Origin of the sequence: Iodobacter ciconiae, assembly GCF_003952345.1 — a bacterium.
In the GTDB taxonomy this organism is placed as follows: domain Bacteria; phylum Pseudomonadota; class Gammaproteobacteria; order Burkholderiales; family Chitinibacteraceae; genus Iodobacter; species Iodobacter ciconiae.
The window spans coordinates 3,049,089-3,066,778 of sequence record NZ_CP034433.1; the positions used below are offsets into that span (position 1 = coordinate 3,049,089).

Annotated in this window: 16 protein-coding genes; 6 read left to right on the forward strand and 10 right to left on the reverse strand. The window is 50.4% G+C overall.

All coding sequences use genetic code 11. The annotated features are described in order from the left end of the window. The first annotated feature begins 124 nt into the window (after positions 1-124). Both EJO50_RS13375 and EJO50_RS13380 read left to right on the forward strand, forming a co-directional pair. Positions 125-1,111, forward strand: a complete 987-nt coding sequence (locus EJO50_RS13375) for a Gfo/Idh/MocA family protein (protein ID WP_125974949.1) — start codon at positions 125-127, stop codon at positions 1,109-1,111. A gap of 201 nt (positions 1,112-1,312) precedes the next feature. Then, positions 1,313-2,446 (forward strand): M14 family metallopeptidase, encoded by a 1,134-nt coding sequence (locus EJO50_RS13380; protein ID WP_125974951.1) that lies wholly within the window; start codon positions 1,313-1,315, stop codon positions 2,444-2,446. A gap of 45 nt (positions 2,447-2,491) precedes the next feature. Here EJO50_RS13380 and ltaE read toward each other — a convergent pair whose 3' ends face one another. From ltaE to EJO50_RS13395, 3 genes are all read right to left on the reverse strand, one after another. Continuing rightward, positions 2,492-3,523: a low-specificity L-threonine aldolase gene (ltaE, locus tag EJO50_RS13385; RefSeq protein WP_125974953.1), complete on the reverse strand. Its 1,032-nt coding sequence runs from the start codon at positions 3,521-3,523 to the stop codon at positions 2,492-2,494. 209 nt (positions 3,524-3,732) lie between these two features. Beyond that, on the reverse strand, positions 3,733-4,383 hold the full coding sequence (locus tag EJO50_RS13390; protein WP_125974955.1) for a thiol:disulfide interchange protein DsbA/DsbL: 651 nt from the start codon (positions 4,381-4,383) through the stop codon (positions 3,733-3,735). A gap of 17 nt (positions 4,384-4,400) precedes the next feature. Further along, a complete protein-coding gene (locus EJO50_RS13395) occupies positions 4,401-5,060 on the reverse strand; it encodes an SPOR domain-containing protein (RefSeq protein WP_233702085.1) in 660 nt (219 codons plus the stop codon). Positions 5,061-5,604: 544 nt separating this feature from the next. Here EJO50_RS13395 and argH point away from each other — a divergent pair. From argH to hemB, 4 genes are all read left to right on the forward strand, one after another. After that, positions 5,605-6,993, forward strand: a complete 1,389-nt coding sequence (argH, locus tag EJO50_RS13400) for an argininosuccinate lyase (RefSeq protein WP_125974957.1) — start codon at positions 5,605-5,607, stop codon at positions 6,991-6,993. A 227-nt stretch (positions 6,994-7,220) separates the two neighbouring features. Then, entirely contained in the window at positions 7,221-7,676 is a 456-nt protein-coding gene (locus EJO50_RS13405; protein ID WP_125974959.1) for a GNAT family N-acetyltransferase, read from the forward strand. Positions 7,677-8,070: 394 nt separating this feature from the next. After that, positions 8,071-9,324, forward strand: a complete 1,254-nt coding sequence (locus EJO50_RS13410; RefSeq protein ID WP_125974961.1) for a D-amino acid dehydrogenase — start codon at positions 8,071-8,073, stop codon at positions 9,322-9,324. Positions 9,325-9,507: 183 nt separating this feature from the next. Beyond that, on the forward strand, positions 9,508-10,512 hold the full coding sequence (gene hemB / locus EJO50_RS13415) for a porphobilinogen synthase (protein ID WP_125974963.1): 1,005 nt from the start codon (positions 9,508-9,510) through the stop codon (positions 10,510-10,512). Positions 10,513-10,989: 477 nt separating this feature from the next. Here the strand turns inward: hemB and queC are convergent, their stop codons facing one another. From queC to EJO50_RS13450, 7 genes are all read right to left on the reverse strand, one after another. After that, positions 10,990-11,673: a 7-cyano-7-deazaguanine synthase QueC gene (gene queC / locus EJO50_RS13420; protein WP_125974965.1), complete on the reverse strand. Its 684-nt coding sequence runs from the start codon at positions 11,671-11,673 to the stop codon at positions 10,990-10,992. Between the two features lie 144 nt (positions 11,674-11,817). Then, complete coding sequence (locus tag EJO50_RS13425) at positions 11,818-13,125, reverse strand: chloride channel protein (RefSeq protein WP_125974967.1); 1,308 nt, start codon at positions 13,123-13,125, stop codon at positions 11,818-11,820. Between the two features lie 11 nt (positions 13,126-13,136). After that, entirely contained in the window at positions 13,137-13,781 is a 645-nt protein-coding gene (gene queE / locus EJO50_RS13430) for a 7-carboxy-7-deazaguanine synthase QueE (RefSeq protein ID WP_125974969.1), read from the reverse strand. Positions 13,782-13,957: 176 nt separating this feature from the next. After that, the gene (locus EJO50_RS13435) at positions 13,958-14,686 is read right to left on the reverse strand and encodes a YbgF trimerization domain-containing protein (RefSeq protein WP_164521511.1); all 729 of its coding nucleotides are present in this window, start codon (positions 14,684-14,686) and stop codon (positions 13,958-13,960) included. A 91-nt stretch (positions 14,687-14,777) separates the two neighbouring features. Next, positions 14,778-15,326, reverse strand: a complete 549-nt coding sequence (pal, locus tag EJO50_RS13440) for a peptidoglycan-associated lipoprotein Pal (RefSeq protein WP_206434395.1) — start codon at positions 15,324-15,326, stop codon at positions 14,778-14,780. 96 nt (positions 15,327-15,422) lie between these two features. Then, entirely contained in the window at positions 15,423-16,694 is a 1,272-nt protein-coding gene (gene tolB, locus EJO50_RS13445; protein ID WP_125974973.1) for a Tol-Pal system beta propeller repeat protein TolB, read from the reverse strand. A gap of 108 nt (positions 16,695-16,802) precedes the next feature. Beyond that, on the reverse strand, positions 16,803-17,690 hold the full coding sequence (locus EJO50_RS13450) for an energy transducer TonB (RefSeq protein ID WP_125974975.1): 888 nt from the start codon (positions 17,688-17,690) through the stop codon (positions 16,803-16,805).

Genomic DNA, 17,690 nt, shown 5'->3' on the forward strand with positions numbered 1-17,690 from the left:
CTTCCTTTCTTGGCTACACAAGAAAGGAAGGTCCAGCGGGACGCCCGCACCAAAATCATCGTGCCGAAGGCACTAAAAAGACAATGAACTGTGCAACACCAGTTTCTAAACCCAAAGGCACTCAATGACTATTCGTTTTGGGATTATCGGCACTGGTCATATCGCCAATCGCTTTGCTCAGGGTTTGGCTTATCTTGCCGGCGAGGCGCAGCTTGCTGCGGTGTGGAATCGCAATCAGGCTAAGGCCACGGCTTTTGCAGAGCAGTATGGCGGGCTAGTGCATCAAAGTGTGGATGATTTGCTCGCCAGCGATATCGATGCGGTGTATATCGCCACGCCCCATACCAGCCATGCCCAGTACAGCATTGCGGCCATGCAGGCGGGTAAGGCGGTGCTGTGTGAAAAGCCTGCGGCCACCAGCCTTGCAGAGCTGGAACGTGTGCTGGACGTGGCGACGCAAACCGGCCAGTTGTTTATGGAGGCGATGAAGCCGGGGTTTTATCCACTGTATCAGGCGCTACGTGAGCACTTATTGGACGATCCGATCGGCCCGGTGGCTTTTGTGCGCTGTGGCTTTGCCAACCCTAATGTAGCATCAGATCATGCCGTGCTAAAGCCTGAAATGGCGGGTGGTGGCCTCTTGGATATCGGTATTTATGGCGCGTTTTTAGCGGTGGATTGGCTGGGCGGTGTGCAAAAGGTGCAGGCTTTGGGTCGGCTCAATGGCGGGGTGGATACTTTTGCCAGCATCAATAGCCAGCACAGCGGCGGCATCAGCCAGCTTTACTGCGGTCTGGATCTGGCCGGATCGGGTGAGGCGCTGCTGGCTGGCCCGGGTGGGCATGTGGTCTTGGATGAAAAATGGTGGAACCCGACTACGGCCACTATTTTTTATAAAGATGGTCGCAAAGTCAGGCTGGAAGTACTGCCTGTGGGTTCAGGCCTGCAATACGAAACGGCCCATTTTTGCCATTTACTGGCCACAGGCCAAAGTGAAAGCCCGCTCATGCCGTACGCTCACTCCAGAGCCATGATTGCCATGGTGGACGCGGCCAGAGCCGAGTTGGGCCTGGTCTATCCGTTTGAAGTAAGGGCAGTTAATAAATCGTAATAAACCCAAATCTTGAACCACAGAGAGCGCAAAGAACACGGAGTTTCACGGAGAAAACCAATCTATTTCATTCTAAATTAGGAAGCTGAATCATCGTCATTCAGGTTTTCTTTTCTCCGTGGCTCTCTGTGTTCTCCTTAACTCCGTGTTTAAAGGTTTGGGTTTTTTTAGCTTCAATATTTTCTATTTTAGGATCGCATCATGCTAAAAATTTCCAGCCAGTTTGATTCTGGCGCTATTGAAGTGGTCAGCCTTGCGGATGCCCAAAATATCCATTTGAAGATCCGCTGCGATAATGCTTCGCCATTTAGCCAGTGGTTTCATTTCCGTTTGCTTGGCGCTAAAGATCAGGACTGTGTGATTCATTTTGATAACGCAGCCAGCAGTGCTTACCCCGATGGCTGGTCTGATTACAATGCGGTGGCTAGCTACGACACCGAAAACTGGTTTCGTGTGGCCAGTGATTATGATGGCCAAACGCTGCGTATTCATCATCGCCCGGAACGCGAATCGGTTTTCTACGCTTATTTCGAGCCGTATTCGTGGGAGCGCCATATGCGCCTGATTGGTGAGGCGGTAGAGGCATCCCCCTTGTGCGAATCAGTGCATCTGGGCAGCACCTTAGATGGGCGTGATATGGATTTGCTGCGCGTTGGCGTGGAAATGCCGGGCAAGAAAAACATCTGGATTACCGCGCGTCAGCATCCGGGTGAGTCGATGGCCGAATGGTTTGTTGAAGGTCTGCTTGAAACCCTGCTTGATCCGGAAAACAGCGTTGCGCGCGTGCTGCTGGAAAAAGCCGTGTTCTATATTGTGCCGAATATGAACCCGGATGGCAGTGTGCGCGGTAATTTGCGCACCAATGCGGCGGGTGCCAACTTGAACCGCGAATGGGCAACGCCAACGATGGAGCGTAGCCCGGAAGTGTTTCTGGTGCGCCAGATGATGCTGGAAACCGGCATCGATGCCTTCCTCGATGTGCACGGCGACGAAGCGATTCCGCATAATTTTGTAGCGGGTTGTGAAGACAATGCGTCTTTTTCTGCTCACCAAGCCAGCCTGCAAGCGGCTTTTAAAGCATCATGGCTGGCAACGTGCCCGGATTTTCAAACTGAATTTGGCTATGAAAAAGGCAAATTTGGCCCGGAAACACTGACCATTGCTACTAACTGGGTAGGCGATGCCTTTGATTGCCTGGCTTACACCGTCGAAATGCCATTTAAAGACACGGCTAAACGCCCATTGCCGGAAGTAGGCTGGAACGGTGAGCGTAGCCGCCAGTTTGGCGCAAGCGTCTTGCTGCCGCTGCTGGCGGTTGTGGATCAGTTAAGGTAAAAGCAGCATGGGCACGACATCGTGCCCATGCTTGGAGCTGAAGTTTTAAGCTGCAGCCAGCGCCGCTTTCATCGCGCTTATCACGGTATCAATCTCTTCCTTGCCAATCTGCCAGTGGCAAACAAAGCGCCATTGGCCGTCTTCCGTGCCATTCGATTTAATGCCGCATTCGCTAAGGTGGGCGAGTAGTTTGCCTTCGTCGATTTCTTTGCGGATTTCAAAAAACACCATATTGATTTGCAGCTGGTCGGTGCAAACGTGCACATCAGGCAGGCTGGCCAGTTGCCCAGCCAGATACTGTGCATTTTGGTGGTCCTCACCCAGGCGCAGGGTCATTTCTGTCAGTGCCAGCATGGCAGGGGCTGCAAGTACGCCGGCTTGCCGCCATCCACCGCCTAAAAGCTTACGTTTTTTGCGTGCGGTGGCAATAAAAGCCGCATCTCCCGCCAGAATAGAGCCGATGGGGGCCGCTAAGCCTTTGGATAAGCAACACATTACGCTGTCTGTATATTGGGTGATCTGTTTTACATCGACTCCTAAGTGAGTGGCGGCGTTAAATACCCGCGCACCATCAAGGTGAACTTTCAGCCCTGCCGATTTGGCGGTTTCCCAGATTTCCTGCATGGCGGCGAGCGGCACAACCCGGCCGCTGGAATGGGCGTTTTCCATACAGATTAAACGTGTGCGCGGCAGGTGGATATCGCCTTCGGGGCGAATGCGGCGACGCACTTGCCCGGCATCCAGTACGCCATTTTGGGTGGGAACAGGGCGTAGGTTTACGCCGGCAATGACCGCTGCGCCGCCTACTTCGTGCCAGACAATATGGCTGTCTTCACCCAGTATTACTTCGTCGCCACGCTCGCAGTGGGTGAATAGCGCCAGCTGATTGCCAAAAGTGCCGCTTGGCACAAACAGTGCCGCTTCAAAGCCCAGTATGCTTGCCGCCAGGAGCTCAAGTTCATTGACCGTGCTGTCGTCGCCATAGACATCATCGCCCACCACCGCATTCATCATGGCAGTTCGCATTGCCGGGGTAGGCTGGGTGACGGTATCACTGCGCAGGTCTATCCATTGCATGTTTAAGGCTCCAAAAGGTGAAATGGCGCCGAAGGCGCTGTCTGTCCCTCTCTTCCATTTTGAGGGGAGGGCCAGGGGAGAGGGACGCTTGCTGCTGCTTAGGGATTGCATCGCATGAATAATCTAATTTTGAGTATGCCCTGTTGTACCCGAACTCGGGACGTAAAAATGCCCCGAATATAATCGGGGCATTCTGGCAGCGAGCAGATTTATTTCTTTTTAGCGGGTGCAGGTTTGTCTTTGGCCAGTAGCTCATTAATGACCTGGGTGATGCTGCCATCTTCTTTATTAATCATGCCCGGGCTGGTTACGTATTTGCCATTGACCACAAACATTGGTACGCCATCAACTTGATAATCACGTGTCATTTGCGCCAGTTTATTCATACTGGCACTGCTGCTAAATGAATTGTATTGGGCTTTGAATTTTTCTACATCAATACCTTGTTTTTTAATCCATGCAAACAGGACATCTTCTTTACGTAATTCAATTCGATCTTTTTGTATGGCGCTCATTACTGCAAGCTGCTGCTTGCCATCAAGGCCCATTGCCTGTAGAGCGATAAAGATTTTAGCGTGGCCTTCCATATCGCTGCGGCCAGGCCATGCAACGTGCACCCGGCGGAAATTAACATTGGCCGGTAATTTACTTGCCCAGTCTTCAACATGAGGAGCAACAGTAAAGCAATGCGGGCAGCCATACCAGAAGAACTCAATGACTTCGCTTTTGCCAGCAATGGCAACTGCTTGTGGCTTAGCCATTTTCTTATATTCAACACCTTCACGGAGCTCTGCGTGGGCAAAGCTTGCTGCCAGAAGGGTCGTGCCGATGAGTAATCGTTTGAGCCAAGTATTTAACATACGCAAATCCTACTTTGTTATTTAACAACGGCGCTATCTACGCCATTAGCTTTAAGTTGCGAGCGGGCATTATCCAGCTCATTGCCGGAATTAAATGGCCCTAGGCGAACACGATGCCAGATTCCTTTACCGGGAATATCGCTGGTTTGAATTCTGGCTTCTATACCCAGTAAAGCGAGTTTGGCTTTAAGGTTATCCGCATCCTGCTCATTTTGGAATGAACCGACTTGCAAATACGCACCTTTGGGGGCTTCTACTTTAACTGGCGGGCTGGCTTCAGGTTTTTTAGGCTCGGCAGGCTTGCTTACTTCGGCAGCTTTTTTGTCTGCAAGTTCCGGTAGCATCTTATAAAAATCAAAGCGCTCGCCATTTTCTGTTGTGACAGCTGAAGCTGCCGGAGTAGGGCTAGGTGTAACGATGATGATGTCGTTTTTTCCACCGGGAGATAATACTTCCGGGGTTAGTGGTGCCTGGCCAACAGGAGCCGATGAAATGGCATCGGCTGGTGTGCTGCTGACTTTTCCTGCAAAAGGGTTGCCACTGCGGTTTAAAAATACTGCAACTGCTACGGCGACGGCCACACCACCAAATAAGCCAATCAGTAATCCTGTCAGCAGAGATCCTCCTCCGCTGCTTTTCGAGGCATTACTGGTATTGCTGCGGGGTGTTCTTTTCATGTCTCTGGACATTGTATTAATCTCTGTGGCACTACTGTATTCGATAATGGTTTAAGTTGGGCATATTAGCAGCACACCGTATGTGTCAGTGGATGCTCTTTATATAATTGATTGCCTAACTGCTTCACAATTTTTACTTCAGAGGATACGTTTTAAAGGTAAATAAGAAATGATTAATATGCCTTTTAATATTGTTTAAATGATCAGGCATTTATTTTTTGTTATGACTAAATAAAAGCTGATTATGTGTTCTGCATGAATCGGTTCTTATTTCTGTAGCGGATTATACGGGCCTTTACTCTTTTGGAGCAGGCATCGTTCCTGGTTTTTTTATAAGGTATTCTGCGTTTTTACAGCGTATTTTTATGCCTGTATAAGTAATAATCTACCTTGCCTGTAGTATAGGTTCTTTTCTTTGTCAAAATAGCAACAGGAAGCGCTTCTGGACCAATTGCCCTGACATATTTATTTAGTGGAAAATTTACGTATTGTGGATGCAGGCAGATATAATTTGCCTTAAATCTAGATTCGATCAGGAAAAAACATGCAGGATCAGAGCAAAAAGATGTGGTCTGGCCGTTTTAATGAGCCGGTTACCGAACTCGTCAAGCGTTATACCGCCTCGGTGGATTTTGATAAGCGCATGGCTGAAGTCGATATCCAGGGTTCTCTGGCTCATGCTGCCATGCTCAATAAAGTGGGCGTGTTGTCGATTGAAGATCTGAAGTCCATTCAGGGCGGTATGGCCGATATCCTGAACGAAATCCGTGAAGGCTCGTTTGAATGGAGCCTGGATCTGGAAGACGTGCATATGAATATCGAGCGCCGTCTGACGCAAATGATTGGCGATGCGGGTAAGCGCCTACACACAGGTCGCAGCCGCAATGATCAGGTTGCCACCGATATTCGCCTTTATCTGCGTGGTGCAATCGATTTGCTGGTGGGGCTCGTGCACGAGCTGCAAATTTCTCTGATTGATCTGGCAGAAAAAAACGCCTCTACCGTGATGCCGGGCTTTACCCATTTGCAAGTGGCCCAGCCGGTTACCTTTGGCCACCATATGATGGCATACGTAGAAATGTTGGGCCGCGATGCCGAGCGTCTTGCAGATGCACGTAAACGGGTTAATCGCTTGCCGCTTGGCTCGGCTGCGCTGGCGGGTACAACTTACCCTATTGATCGGGAATACACGGCTCAATTACTGGGCTTTGATGAAGTTTGTCAGAACTCGCTTGATGCCGTATCTGACCGTGATTTTGCAATTGAATTTACTGCTGCTGCCGCATTGGTGATGACACATTTATCGCGTTTATCCGAAGAGCTTATTTTGTGGATGAGCCCGCGCTATGGCTTTATTGATATTGCCGATCGTTTTTGCACCGGCAGCTCTATCATGCCGCAAAAGAAAAACCCGGATGTGCCAGAGCTGGTGCGTGGTAAAACCGGCCGTGTAAATGGCAGCCTGATTTCTCTGCTCACTTTAATGAAGGGCCAGCCGCTGGCTTACAATAAAGATAATCAGGAAGATAAAGAGCCGCTATTTGATACGGTTGATACCCTGACCGATACCCTGCGTATTTATGCAGATATGATGCGGGGCATTACTGTGAAGCCGGAAGCCATGGTGCGTGCGGTGAAACAGGGTTTCTCTACCGCAACCGATTTGGCCGATTATCTGGTAAAGCGTGGCATCCCTTTTCGTGATGCGCATGAAGCTGTGGCTCTGGCAGTACATTACGCCGAGCAAAAGCATAAAGACCTTGGTGATTTGCAATTGGTTGAATTGCAAAGTTTCTCACCATTAATTGGTGAAGATATTTTTGAAGTGCTGACGCTGGAAGGCTCTTTAAATGCCCGTAATCACGTGGGCGGGACCGCGCCGTTTCAGGTGCTGGTGCAAATCGCCAAATGGCGTGAAAAGCTAGGCTGCTAGCCCTGCAGAAGTTATTTTTCTAACAAAAAGCTTAGAAGATCTGTAGACACAGAGATCAATGAGAGCACAGAGAAAACCTTGAAATATTCATCGTTTTTCTCTGTCTTCTCAGTGTTCTCTTCATCGCTCTGTGTCTGCAGATTTGAGGTTTTTATTGAAAGGGAAAAATATTCGCTGAATGAATACAAACAGGTTGCTCCGGCAGCCTTTTTTCTTATGGAGCCGACATGATTGAATTGCAATGGCGCTGGTATGGATTGGCAGATTTTGATGCGCTGACTTTGTATGCCCATTTAAAGTTACGCCAAGATGTATTTATTGTTGAGCAAAACTGTGTTTATCCGGATATGGATCAATACGATGCGGTTTCGCAACATTTATTAGGTTTTGATCAAAATGGTCAGGTGCTTGCCAGCTTGCGCCTTGTGCCGCCAGGTTTTAAATATGCGGAGCCATCAATCGGGCGGGTGATCACGCACCCGGATGCACGCCGTGGTGGGGCCGGATCTTTGCTAGTAACAGAAGGCTTACGCTTCTCACAACAACTTTACCCAAATCAAGGCCATCGTATTGGCGCGCAATCCCATTTACAGGGTTTTTATGGCAATTTTGGCTTTGTGCCGGTGGGGCAGGAATATTTAGAAGACAATATTTCGCATATCGATATGGTGATTTTGGCTTGATCTGCCAGATAAAAAGCAATAGAAGCCAGGTAGTGGCAGCTTTGCCATTTAGCAAAAGAATACAAAATAGAGGTTTGGAATGGCCCGTAAGTAGCACCAATTTCCAGGCTCAAGCTTGCAAGTATGCAGCTGTTAGGCCCTTACAAGGGCGCTTTATTCTGAAAGATGGCCTTCATATTCTGGCTCGCAATAATAAAAGCTTGTTTGATTAGCGTGTTAAGCAATTTTATTGCAAATATGAGCAAAATATTGGCTGATTTCTTCTTTATTTGTTTGATTAAGTGGTAAGCGCTTCAATATACTCATGAAAGGGGAATCACCTATCGCTGAACCTGGCTCCCCGGCGATATGCTGTAAAGGGTAGATATCCAATCCGGGTTAAGGGTTAAATAATATGCAAGTCATTGTTATTGGAGCTGGCGTTGTTGGCGTAGCAACTGCTCATTACCTGCGTGTAGCAGGGTGCGATGTTACCGTGCTGGAACAACTGGATGGGCCTGCAGCCGAAACAAGCTTTGCCAATGCGGGTCAGGTATCACCTGGCTACGCTGCGCCCTGGGCCGCACCGGGTATTCCGTGGAAAGCAGTTAAATGGCTGACTCAGGCGCATTCCCCGCTTAAGATTCGCCCGGATGGTAGTTTATTTCAGCTTTCATGGGTAGCAAGAATGCTGGCTAATTGTACGATGGAAGCTTATCAGCGCAATAAGGGCCGCATGGTCCCGCTGGCTGAATATAGCCGTGATTGCCTGCGTGATTTGCGCGAAGCGCTTGATCTGCAATATGAGCAGCGCAGCTTGGGCACTTTGCAAGTGTTCCGTACGGCCAAGCAGCTGGAAGCCGCACAACGTGATTCGGATATCCTCAGTGCGATTGGCGTGCCCAATCATTTGCTGGGTGCACAGGGCCTGGTGGATGTAGAGCCTGCCTTAGCGCGAGTGCCGGGTAAATTGGTGGGGGCCTTGCAATTGCCTAATGATGAAACAGGCGATTGCAAAATGTTTACCGATAAACTGGCCGCACGTTGCGAAGCTGCAGGCGTTGTTTTTCGTTACGGCGTGACGGTTGAGCGCCTGCTTGCCGCAAACCAGCAAATCCGCCAGGTACTGCTTAAGAGTGGTGAAATCCTTAATGCTGATCATGTGGTGCTGGCCGCAGGCTGTGCATCGCGTGCTCTGGCCGCTCCCTTGGGCCTGGACTTGCCGGTTTATCCGGTGAAAGGCTATTCGCTGACTATTCCTTTGAAAAATGCCGATGCTGCGCCACGTTCTACTGTACTGGATGAGAGCTATAAAATTGCACTGACCCGTTTTGATTCACGCCTGCGTGTGGGCGGCATGGCCGAAGTCGCAGGTTACGACAGGCGTTTGGATATGGGCCGAGTTGCCACGCTGGCGATGGTTACTAATGATCTTTTTCCTGAAGCGGGGGATACCAGCAGGGGTGAACCTTGGACTGGTTTGCGTCCAATGACACCAGATGGCACGCCGCTGGTGGGTGGCACGTCTTATTCAAATTTGTGGCTCAATACCGGCCACGGCACACTGGGTTGGACGATGGCCTGTGGTTCTGGTCGTGTGCTGGCTGATTTGATTACCAGGAAAAAACCGGAAATCGAAAGCAGCGGCCTGGCTTTAGCGCGTTATTGAGTTGCAGGGTGAATTAGCGCTTTATCCTGGCGTAACCTGCCATGGCTAATGACCCGGTTGTACAGATGGGGTAGGCACAAAGATGTGCTCACTCTAAATTTTTTCATTTTTTGTCAGCATTGTTCAATCATCTTTTCTCAATCTTCGTTAAAATAAACGCACTTATCTGTTTGGTGGCGCCTTATGCACAGCAACCGCTCGTTCCCTACTACCCGTTTACGCCGTATGCGCCACGATGATTTCTCGCGCAGAATGATGCGTGAAAATCATTTAACAGCGAGCAATCTGATTTTACCGGTGTTTGTTTTAGATGGGACAAATCGCACTGAGGCGATTGTTTCTATGCCGGGTGTGAATCGTCAGAGTCTGGATCAGCTGTTTTATACCGCCGAGCAAGCAGTCAAGCTGGGCGTGCCTGCTTTAGCAATCTTCCCTGTGATTGAGCAGGGTTTAAAAACATTGGATGCGGCGGAGGCCTGGAATCCAAATGGTTTGGTGCCTCGCGTGATTCGCGAGTTAAAAGCGCGTTTCCCGGAGCTGGGCCTGATTAGCGATGGTGCGCTTGATCCTTACACTATTCATGGCCAGGACGGCATTATTGATGACCATGGCTATGTATTGAATGAAGAAACCGTTACCGCTCTGAAAAAGCAGGCGCTTTGTCATGCCGGGGCCGGCGTGGATATTATTGCGCCATCAGACATGATGGATGGCCGCATTGGTGCGATTCGCAAAGCGTTGGATGCGGAAAACTATATCCATACCCGCATCATGGCTTACTCGGCCAAATACGCATCAGCCTTTTACGGCCCCTTCCGCGATGCTGTTGGCTCGGCTGCTAATCTGGGCAAGGCCGATAAAAAAACTTACCAGATGGACCCTGCCAATCTGAACGAAGCCTTGCACGAGGTTGCACTTGATCTGGCCGAAGGCGCAGATATGGTGATGGTGAAGCCGGGCATGCCTTATCTGGATGTAGTGCGGCGTGTGAAAGACGAATTTGCCGCCCCGACCTTTGTTTATCAGGTATCAGGCGAATACGCCATGATCAAAGCAGCTGCGCAAAATGGCTGGCTGAATGAAGAAGCCGTGGTGCTGGAAAGCCTAATGGGCTTTAAACGCGCCGGTGCAGATGGTATTTTGACTTATTTTGCATTGGATGCGGCCAGGTGGTTGGCAGCGAAGTGATTGCTAAGAGAGTAAAGCTCAACGCGAGATAGTAGCTTGGTTTCGTTCTTAGCAAATAAAGAAACTACCCGAGCCACACTCTTGGTACGGGGCTTTAGAGTCCCCTTGAAACACGCCGTAGCGAGGAACAAGCGGGGCGGGGTTTCGGCAAGGGAGCGAGGCAGCGAGCCAATCCTATCCGCCGCCGACTCGATTGTCCGCAGCGAAGGGGCCTTCGTGTTTCGTGGGGCGGCCTTCTTTTGGTTCTTTTCTTGGCCGTTCAAGAAAAGAACGCCCCCGCGGTGGCTACCGCTCCAAAATCAATGTGCCGAAGGCATTAATAAAAACAGTATTTTGTTTCTCAGGTTTGAAAATCGGCTCCGTGCTAGCACGTAAGCCGATTTTTTTTTGAATATACTTGCTGGCTATTGCGCTATTGCGCTATTGCGCTATCGCCGATCGACATAAACTGTTGCTCAGCGAAGCTTCGAGTTCGCCTTACTTTTGATAGCGAGTCGGATCAGCTAGCCCCGCGTTGGCAAAACCAGCACTGCGCAGGCGGCAGGCTTCGCATTGGCCGCAGGCGCGGCCTTCAAAGTCGGCTTTGTAGCAGGTGACGGTGAGTGCGTAATCAACACCAAGCTCAGTGCCTTTTTGAGCGATTCCTGCTTTGGTGAGTTTCAGTAGCGGAGTGTGGATGGTGAGGTTGGAGCCTTCAACTCCCACCTTGGTCGCCAGCCTTGCCATGGCTTGAAAAGACGCAATATATTCCGGGCGGCAATCAGGGTAGCCTGAGTAATCAACGGCATTTACGCCAATAAAAATATCGTCGGCTTTCAGCACTTCAGACCAGGCCAGTGCATAAGAGAGCAGTACGGTATTGCGTGCGGGCACATAGGTCACCGGGATTTCACCGGGTTTACCGCCGCCTACCGGTACATCAATAGTGGCGTCGGTGAGTGCTGAGCCACCAAAGCCTGCTAAATCAATTTTCAGAATGCGGTGTTCAACTGCGCCGAGTGCTTTGGCTACCCGGGCAGCGGCTTTTAGCTCGGCGTTATGCTTCTGGCCGTAATCAAAAGACAGGCAATAGGGCGCGAAGCCTTCAGCTTTGGCAATAGCAAGGCAGGTAGCGGAGTCGAGACCGCCAGAGAGCAAAATAACAGCTGGTTTTTTAGTCATGATATTTTCAATCGTGTTGTTTATGGATTAATGGTGATGATTCTGGTGTTTTGTGTTGTGTGTTTCTGATTTGGGCAAATGCCGGAAAACCAGGTTTCACCATTGTCTATCATCGCGCCGTTGCTATTGCGAAACAGCATAGGATTACTTTAATAGTTGGGGTTGAGCCAGGCGTTGCAGGGCTTTTTCCGCCAGATCATGATAAAGATTGGTGCCAAAAAGGCGTGCTACGGTGGATGAGATCATCGCGGCGGCCAAAATTGAAATCACCATCGTGTGCCCGTCTGTCATTTCTATCAAAATAATAGCCGAGGTTAGTGGTGCCCGAGTCACTGCAGCCAGCATGGCCGCCATTCCAATGGCAATCAGCTTGATATGAATACCACTATCAAACCACGGCAGAAACCAGCTGCTTACCCCCGCGCCCATAGAGAGCGACGGGGCAAAGATACCGCCGGGTAAGCCGGTTAAAAAGGTAGCCAGCAATCCTAAAAACTTCAGCGGCAAAAAGTACCAGGCCATGGTGCCGTGGCCTGTCACCACTTCGCTGGTGATTTCTGCTCCGCTGCCAAAAATGGGAGCGGCCAGTCCCATACAGGCAATTAAAAAGCCACATGTGGCGATAAATAAATAGGGCCGGGCTGCGCGCCACATTTTCACTTTAACAGGCAACCAGCGATCCTGATGTACGCAAAGCCAGGAGAAAAAACCACCGATTAAGCCTGCACTCACTGCCACAATAAACATCGGCCACAAAATGCTGTAGTTAAAGCCGGGCACATAAATCCGGCCAAAATAGGTGTAATCACCTTGAATCGCCAAAGAAACCACACCGGCTAAAATCACCGCGCCTAATAGCTTGCCCGAGGTTTTTTCTTCTACCGAGCGCGCCAGTTCTTCAAATGCAAACACAATCCCAGCGAGAGGCGTATTAAATGCGGCGGCAATCCCCGCTGCACCGCCAGCCAGAATCAGCTGGCGGCGAAATACAGCATCAGATAAAGGAATAAAGCACCGGCAGGCATACATTAAGCTTGCGCCAATTTGTACCGTAGGGCCTTCACGCCCTAACACAAAGCCACACCCCAGCCCTGCAACGACACCGATAAACTTGGCACAGGCGATGCGTAAACTAAGCAGTTGCCGGATAAGAGCTGGCTGATTGGTTACTTGTAGGGCGGCCATGGCCTGGGGAATGCCGCTGCCTTCCGAGCCTTTGCCCATTTTTTGCATCAGCCAGCGTATGGCCATTCCGCCGCAGGGCAAGGCAAAAAAAGGCCACCATGCCCAGCGAGTACTCATGCTTTGGAATATTGTCAGTGCACCATCAGCTACCTTGGCCAAAACAACGGCCACAAGACCAACCATTGCGGCACCAAACCAGAGAGCCAGTGTGGCGCGGCTGCGTTCTGGTAAGCGTTTAATGCGTACCAGCCAACGTTTCCAATACATGAGTTTGCCTGTTAAACGCCGGGACGTTCACCCCAGAGGATTTTGTGTAATTGCACTTGCATACGTACTGGTAAATGATCTTCCAGCACCCAGGCGGCGAGGTTTGCGGGCGGGAGGGTTTCCCAGACAGGTGACATCAACACAGGGGCCAGCGTTTCTAAGCGCCGCTCGCGGATTAAATCGCGTGCCCATTCGTAATCATTACGATCGCACAAAACAAATTTGATTTCGTCTTGTTTGCTCAAGTAATCAAGGTTTTTCCAGTGCATTTTGGATAATTCACCTGAGCCGGGGGTTTTGATATCCAGAATGCGCGAAACACGCGGATCGACATCGGCAATGGACAAAGCACCGCTGGTTTCCAGGCTGAGTGAATAACCGGCATCGCAAAGTAAACGCATCAGCTCATGCACGCCTTTTTGTGCCAGTGGTTCGCCGCCGGTGACGCAAATATGGTGAGTGTTAAATGAGGCAATTTTATCGAGGATGGTTTGAAAAGATTGTGTCTCACCACCGGTAAAAGCATAGGTGCTGTCGCAATAGCCACAGCGCAGCGGACAGCCGGTCAGGCGGACAAACACTGTAGGCAGGCCCATACGGGTGGTTTCGCCCTGTAATGAGCAGAAAATTTCGGTAATACGTAATGCGTCTTTCAAGAGAAGCTCCTAAGCCAGCGGCAACATCTGTTGCATGGCAAACCGGAAAACAGTCCGGTGGAAATAAAAACGGCGTCAACCTAACCGGTGACGCCGGGTAAAAATGTGGGCGTTGCAACATCTCAGTGGGGCAATTTTACGCAGTTTTAATGTTTTCAGCGTTGTTTTAATTACACTTAATCGGTGGCAAGCAACGCTTTTTTGGCTGCAGCGGCTTTTTCTGCCTGAGGGTATTTCTCAATGAGTTGTAACAGGAAGCGGCGCGATGATTTTTTATCACCCTGGGCATTGGCAATAACCGCCAGGCCGAAGAGGGCATCAGGGGCGTGGGTTTCGTCATTACCGGACAGCACCTGTTGATAAGAGGTCTGTGCACCCTTATAGCTTTTGAGAGCTGTCTGGCTTACTCCCATCCAGTAATAGGCGGTAGGAAGCTGGGCGCTGCCGGTGTTTTCATTAATAAATTTATGCAGGCCAACAACTGCCTCTTTGTGCTTGCCTGAGCGGGTGAGCTGCACGATATCATCTAACTGTTGCTGCTCTGACACAACGGCAGCGGCTTTACTTTCTGCTTTTGCCAGCTCCATGGCGCGCATCCTTGCATCCAGATCGGTATAAAGATCTTTCTGGCGTTTGGCGGCTTCGTCCAGATTAAATTGCAGTACTTCATTTTGTCCGCGCAAGGTGGAGATTTCCTGGCGCAGTTTTTCTATTTGTCCCACTAATTCTATGGCGCGGCTATTGCTCGCCTCCAATTGCATCAGGCGATCATCAGTCTTTTTTTGTACCTGGGTTTGAGCATTGCGCAGATCATTTAACTGCTGGCGCGCTTCATTGTCATCAAAAAGACCAGCGTGAGCCTGCACAGAGAAGGCAAGCAAGAACAGAGTAGCAATTCGTTTCATAGATTCGATCTGATGTGAAGTTGAAAACGCGCGGACGAGCATCTGCTCGTCCGTGGTAGAGACTATGACTTTTTTCAGCTTGCGACAATGGTTACTGCGCAGTTTCTCCGTTGTAAACAATTTCTGCGCGGCGATTACGCTCATGGGTGACATCACTATCACCTGCTTCAAGCGGGCGCTCTTCACCAAAGCTTACGGTTTCGATCTGGCCATCTGATACGCCAAGTACATTTAGCATTTTGCGTACCGAATCTGCACGTTTCTGGCCCAGCGCCAGGTTGTATTCTGCTGTGCCACGCTCATCGGTATGGCCTTGCAGGATGATCTTGGCGTCCTTATGGGTGTTCAGGTATTTTGCATGAGCTTGAACTAACTCATGGAAATCCGGGCGCACAATAAAGGAGTCAAAATCAAAATATATACGGCGGCTGGACAAGATATTGTTCGGGTCTGTCAGCTCGGTAAAGGATTTTGTTGCCCCCTGAGTCAGATCCACCGTTGCCGGGGTTGTATTTGCTGCCGTATTACTGCTGGTGTTTGTGGAGCCGGTATTGTCTGCCGGTGGTGGCGTTGGTATCGGAGTACTTGCGCAAGCGGCCAGTAATGCAGTCATGATTAAACTAAGCGCTACTTTCTTCACTGTGTTTCTTCCTTAGGTCTTACATCTTAATGAAATAAAGCTAAGCTTTTGGGCTGTACGACATGTAGCTTAGCAAAGGTTCCGTAATTGGTATCTTTACCGGAGTACCGGCCCCCATGCAGGTTGTCGTACATCGCCTGCCTGTGCCCTAAGGCGCTGTTTTACTCTGCCATCGCTTGAAACCGCAGCCAGTACACCCCGCCCGCCCGCTTTGGTTTCGTACAGCACCATTTGCCCATTGGGGGCAAAGCTGGGCGAATCATCCGAGCTTGTATTGGTAAGGGTGAGTACCTGACGGCTGCTTAAATCCATAATTGCTGCGCGATAGCCACCGTCACGGGTAATGAAGGTCATACTTTTGCCATCCGGGCTCAGCTTTGCAGAGCTATTGTAACCACCCTGAAATGTTACCCGTTCTATGTTACTGCCGTTACTGTTCATGCGATAAATTTGTGGGCTGCCACCGCGATCCGAAGTGAAGTAAATGGAGCGCCCATCGGGTGAAAATGCGGGCTCGGTATTGATTTCACCACCTCGGCTTAGCTGACGCAAATCGCTGCCATCGGTATTAACAAGGTAAATTTGCGAGCTGCCACTCTGGGTAAGCACAACGGCGAGTTCACGGCCATTGGGCGACCAGGCTGGGGCGTAGTTGCTGCCTTTAAAGCTGGCGGCTTTCCAGCGGCGGCCTGAAGCCAGTTCGTGGACATACACTATCGGTTTCTGATCTTCAAAAGAAACGTAGGCCAGTTTGCCACCATCCGGCGACCATTTTGGCGACATGACTGGTTGCCTGGAAACCAGAATGGCTTGCGAGCCAAAGCCATCGGCATCTGACACTTGTAATTCAAAACGTGAACCTTGCTTGAGTACATAGGCAATCCGCGAATTGAACGCCCCGGGCTGACCGGTGATCTGTTGATAAATCAGATCTGCAATCTGGTGGGCTACCCGGCGCATCTGGCTGGCTGTAGCTTTGCGCTCCCAGGTAATTAGGGGCTTTTTGCTGGCCAGATCAATTAGCCAAAATTGCACATTAAAGCCGCCCGCTCCAGGTGTTACCCGGCCAATGGCCATGGTTTGTGCGCCTTTTGCCAGTGCTGTTGTGTAATTAAGCTGTTCTGGTGCAAATGGTACCGGGGACAGATCTCCTGCTCCGATCACTTTGAATAGCCCGCTACGCGTCAAATCATCATTAATGATTGGCGTGAGGGCTTGTTTTTGTTGATTTTCATTTTGAAAGGGAGCAATGGCGATGGGATATTGCGATGCACCTACGCCAACCACATCAATGGTCATATCCGCGTGAGCCAGGCTATTTAAGAGCAAGCTTGCGGTGAGCAGGTTAAAAATTTTACGCCAAAGCATTACTGGAGTTCTCCATAAAAGTAATTGCACAGAAGGTGCTGTATATCCTCTTTTTTGCTGCGGGAGAGGGGGCGATCTGCATTATATAAGTCCCTTTTTCCAAGGGATTTAATCATTCAAGCGGAACAAGATCCTGATGTTGCGCATATCGCCGCTAAACGGCTGTCCATCAGGCAGAGGCGGCATGCGTTGTAAAGCCAGAATGGCACGTTTTGCTGCTTCGTCATATATTGTTTCGCCGCTGGATTTCATCAGCGTTACTTCTTCAATTTCACCATTAGGCAGTACATTGATTCTGAACTCCGCCGATGGGTTGCCCTTAGGGTTGGGGTAGACCAGCTTGGAGCGAATAAGTTGCGAAACCTTACTGCGGTAATCGTTTAGCCCTTTGCTACTAATCGGGCTATTGCCACTGCCCGAGCCTGGCCCGGTGTTCTGGGTAGCATTGGCGTTATTGCCTTTGCCGCCCGGTTTTGCTCCGGGTTTACCCGGCTCTATGGAGCTGCCTTCAGATAATGCTGCATCAAATGCTGATACTTTCTTAGGTGGTGCTTTGGCCGCAGGCCTGGGAGCGGGGGCAGGCTTTATCGCCGGCTCAGCCGTAGGTTTTACGCTGGCCCTTGGGGGCAGAGTTGGTACCGGAGTGGCGACGGGAGTGGCTTTGGGCACGGGCGTCGGTTTAGGTGTCGGCGTTGGCCTCGGTGTTGGGGTCGGCTTTATTTTTGCAGTGACAATCTCAGCTGGTTTTTCTGGTAAAGGTTCGGGCTTGGGCTCCACTTTGGGTTGTGGAATTTTGGACTTTCGTTGTTCTGGAGCAGGGGCTTGTTCTTGTGGGGCAGGTGGCGGGCCTCCCCATAGCTCAACGACCACCGGTTCTGGCGTTTTTGTTTGCCAATTCATCGACAGCAACAAACCGGCCACTAGTAATAAATGGACGGTAGCGGCCAGTGCAAAGGCCAGAGTGGGGCGTTCATTACGGTTAAGGGCTAGGCTCAT

Bases quoted from the DNA above. Each gene is read 5' to 3' on its own strand.
- EJO50_RS13375 (WP_125974949.1), top strand. From the start codon at position 125: ATGACTATTCGTTTTGGGATTATCGGCACTGGTCATATCGCCAATCGC.
- EJO50_RS13380 (WP_125974951.1), top strand. From the start codon at position 1,313: ATGCTAAAAATTTCCAGCCAGTTTGATTCTGGCGCTATTGAAGTGGTC.
- ltaE (WP_125974953.1), bottom strand. From the start codon at position 3,523: ATGCAATGGATAGACCTGCGCAGTGATACCGTCACCCAGCCTACCCCG.
- EJO50_RS13390 (WP_125974955.1), bottom strand. From the start codon at position 4,383: ATGTTAAATACTTGGCTCAAACGATTACTCATCGGCACGACCCTTCTG.
- EJO50_RS13395 (WP_233702085.1), bottom strand. From the start codon at position 5,060: ATGAAAAGAACACCCCGCAGCAATACCAGTAATGCCTCGAAAAGCAGC.
- argH (WP_125974957.1), top strand. From the start codon at position 5,605: ATGCAGGATCAGAGCAAAAAGATGTGGTCTGGCCGTTTTAATGAGCCG.
- EJO50_RS13405 (WP_125974959.1), top strand. From the start codon at position 7,221: ATGATTGAATTGCAATGGCGCTGGTATGGATTGGCAGATTTTGATGCG.
- EJO50_RS13410 (WP_125974961.1), top strand. From the start codon at position 8,071: ATGCAAGTCATTGTTATTGGAGCTGGCGTTGTTGGCGTAGCAACTGCT.
- hemB (WP_125974963.1), top strand. From the start codon at position 9,508: ATGCACAGCAACCGCTCGTTCCCTACTACCCGTTTACGCCGTATGCGC.
- queC (WP_125974965.1), bottom strand. From the start codon at position 11,673: ATGACTAAAAAACCAGCTGTTATTTTGCTCTCTGGCGGTCTCGACTCC.
- EJO50_RS13425 (WP_125974967.1), bottom strand. From the start codon at position 13,125: ATGTATTGGAAACGTTGGCTGGTACGCATTAAACGCTTACCAGAACGC.
- EJO50_RS13435 (WP_164521511.1), bottom strand. From the start codon at position 14,686: ATGAAACGAATTGCTACTCTGTTCTTGCTTGCCTTCTCTGTGCAGGCT.
- tolB (WP_125974973.1), bottom strand. From the start codon at position 16,694: ATGCTTTGGCGTAAAATTTTTAACCTGCTCACCGCAAGCTTGCTCTTA.
- EJO50_RS13450 (WP_125974975.1), bottom strand. From the start codon at position 17,690: ATGAGCCTAGCCCTTAACCGTAATGAACGCCCCACTCTGGCCTTTGCA.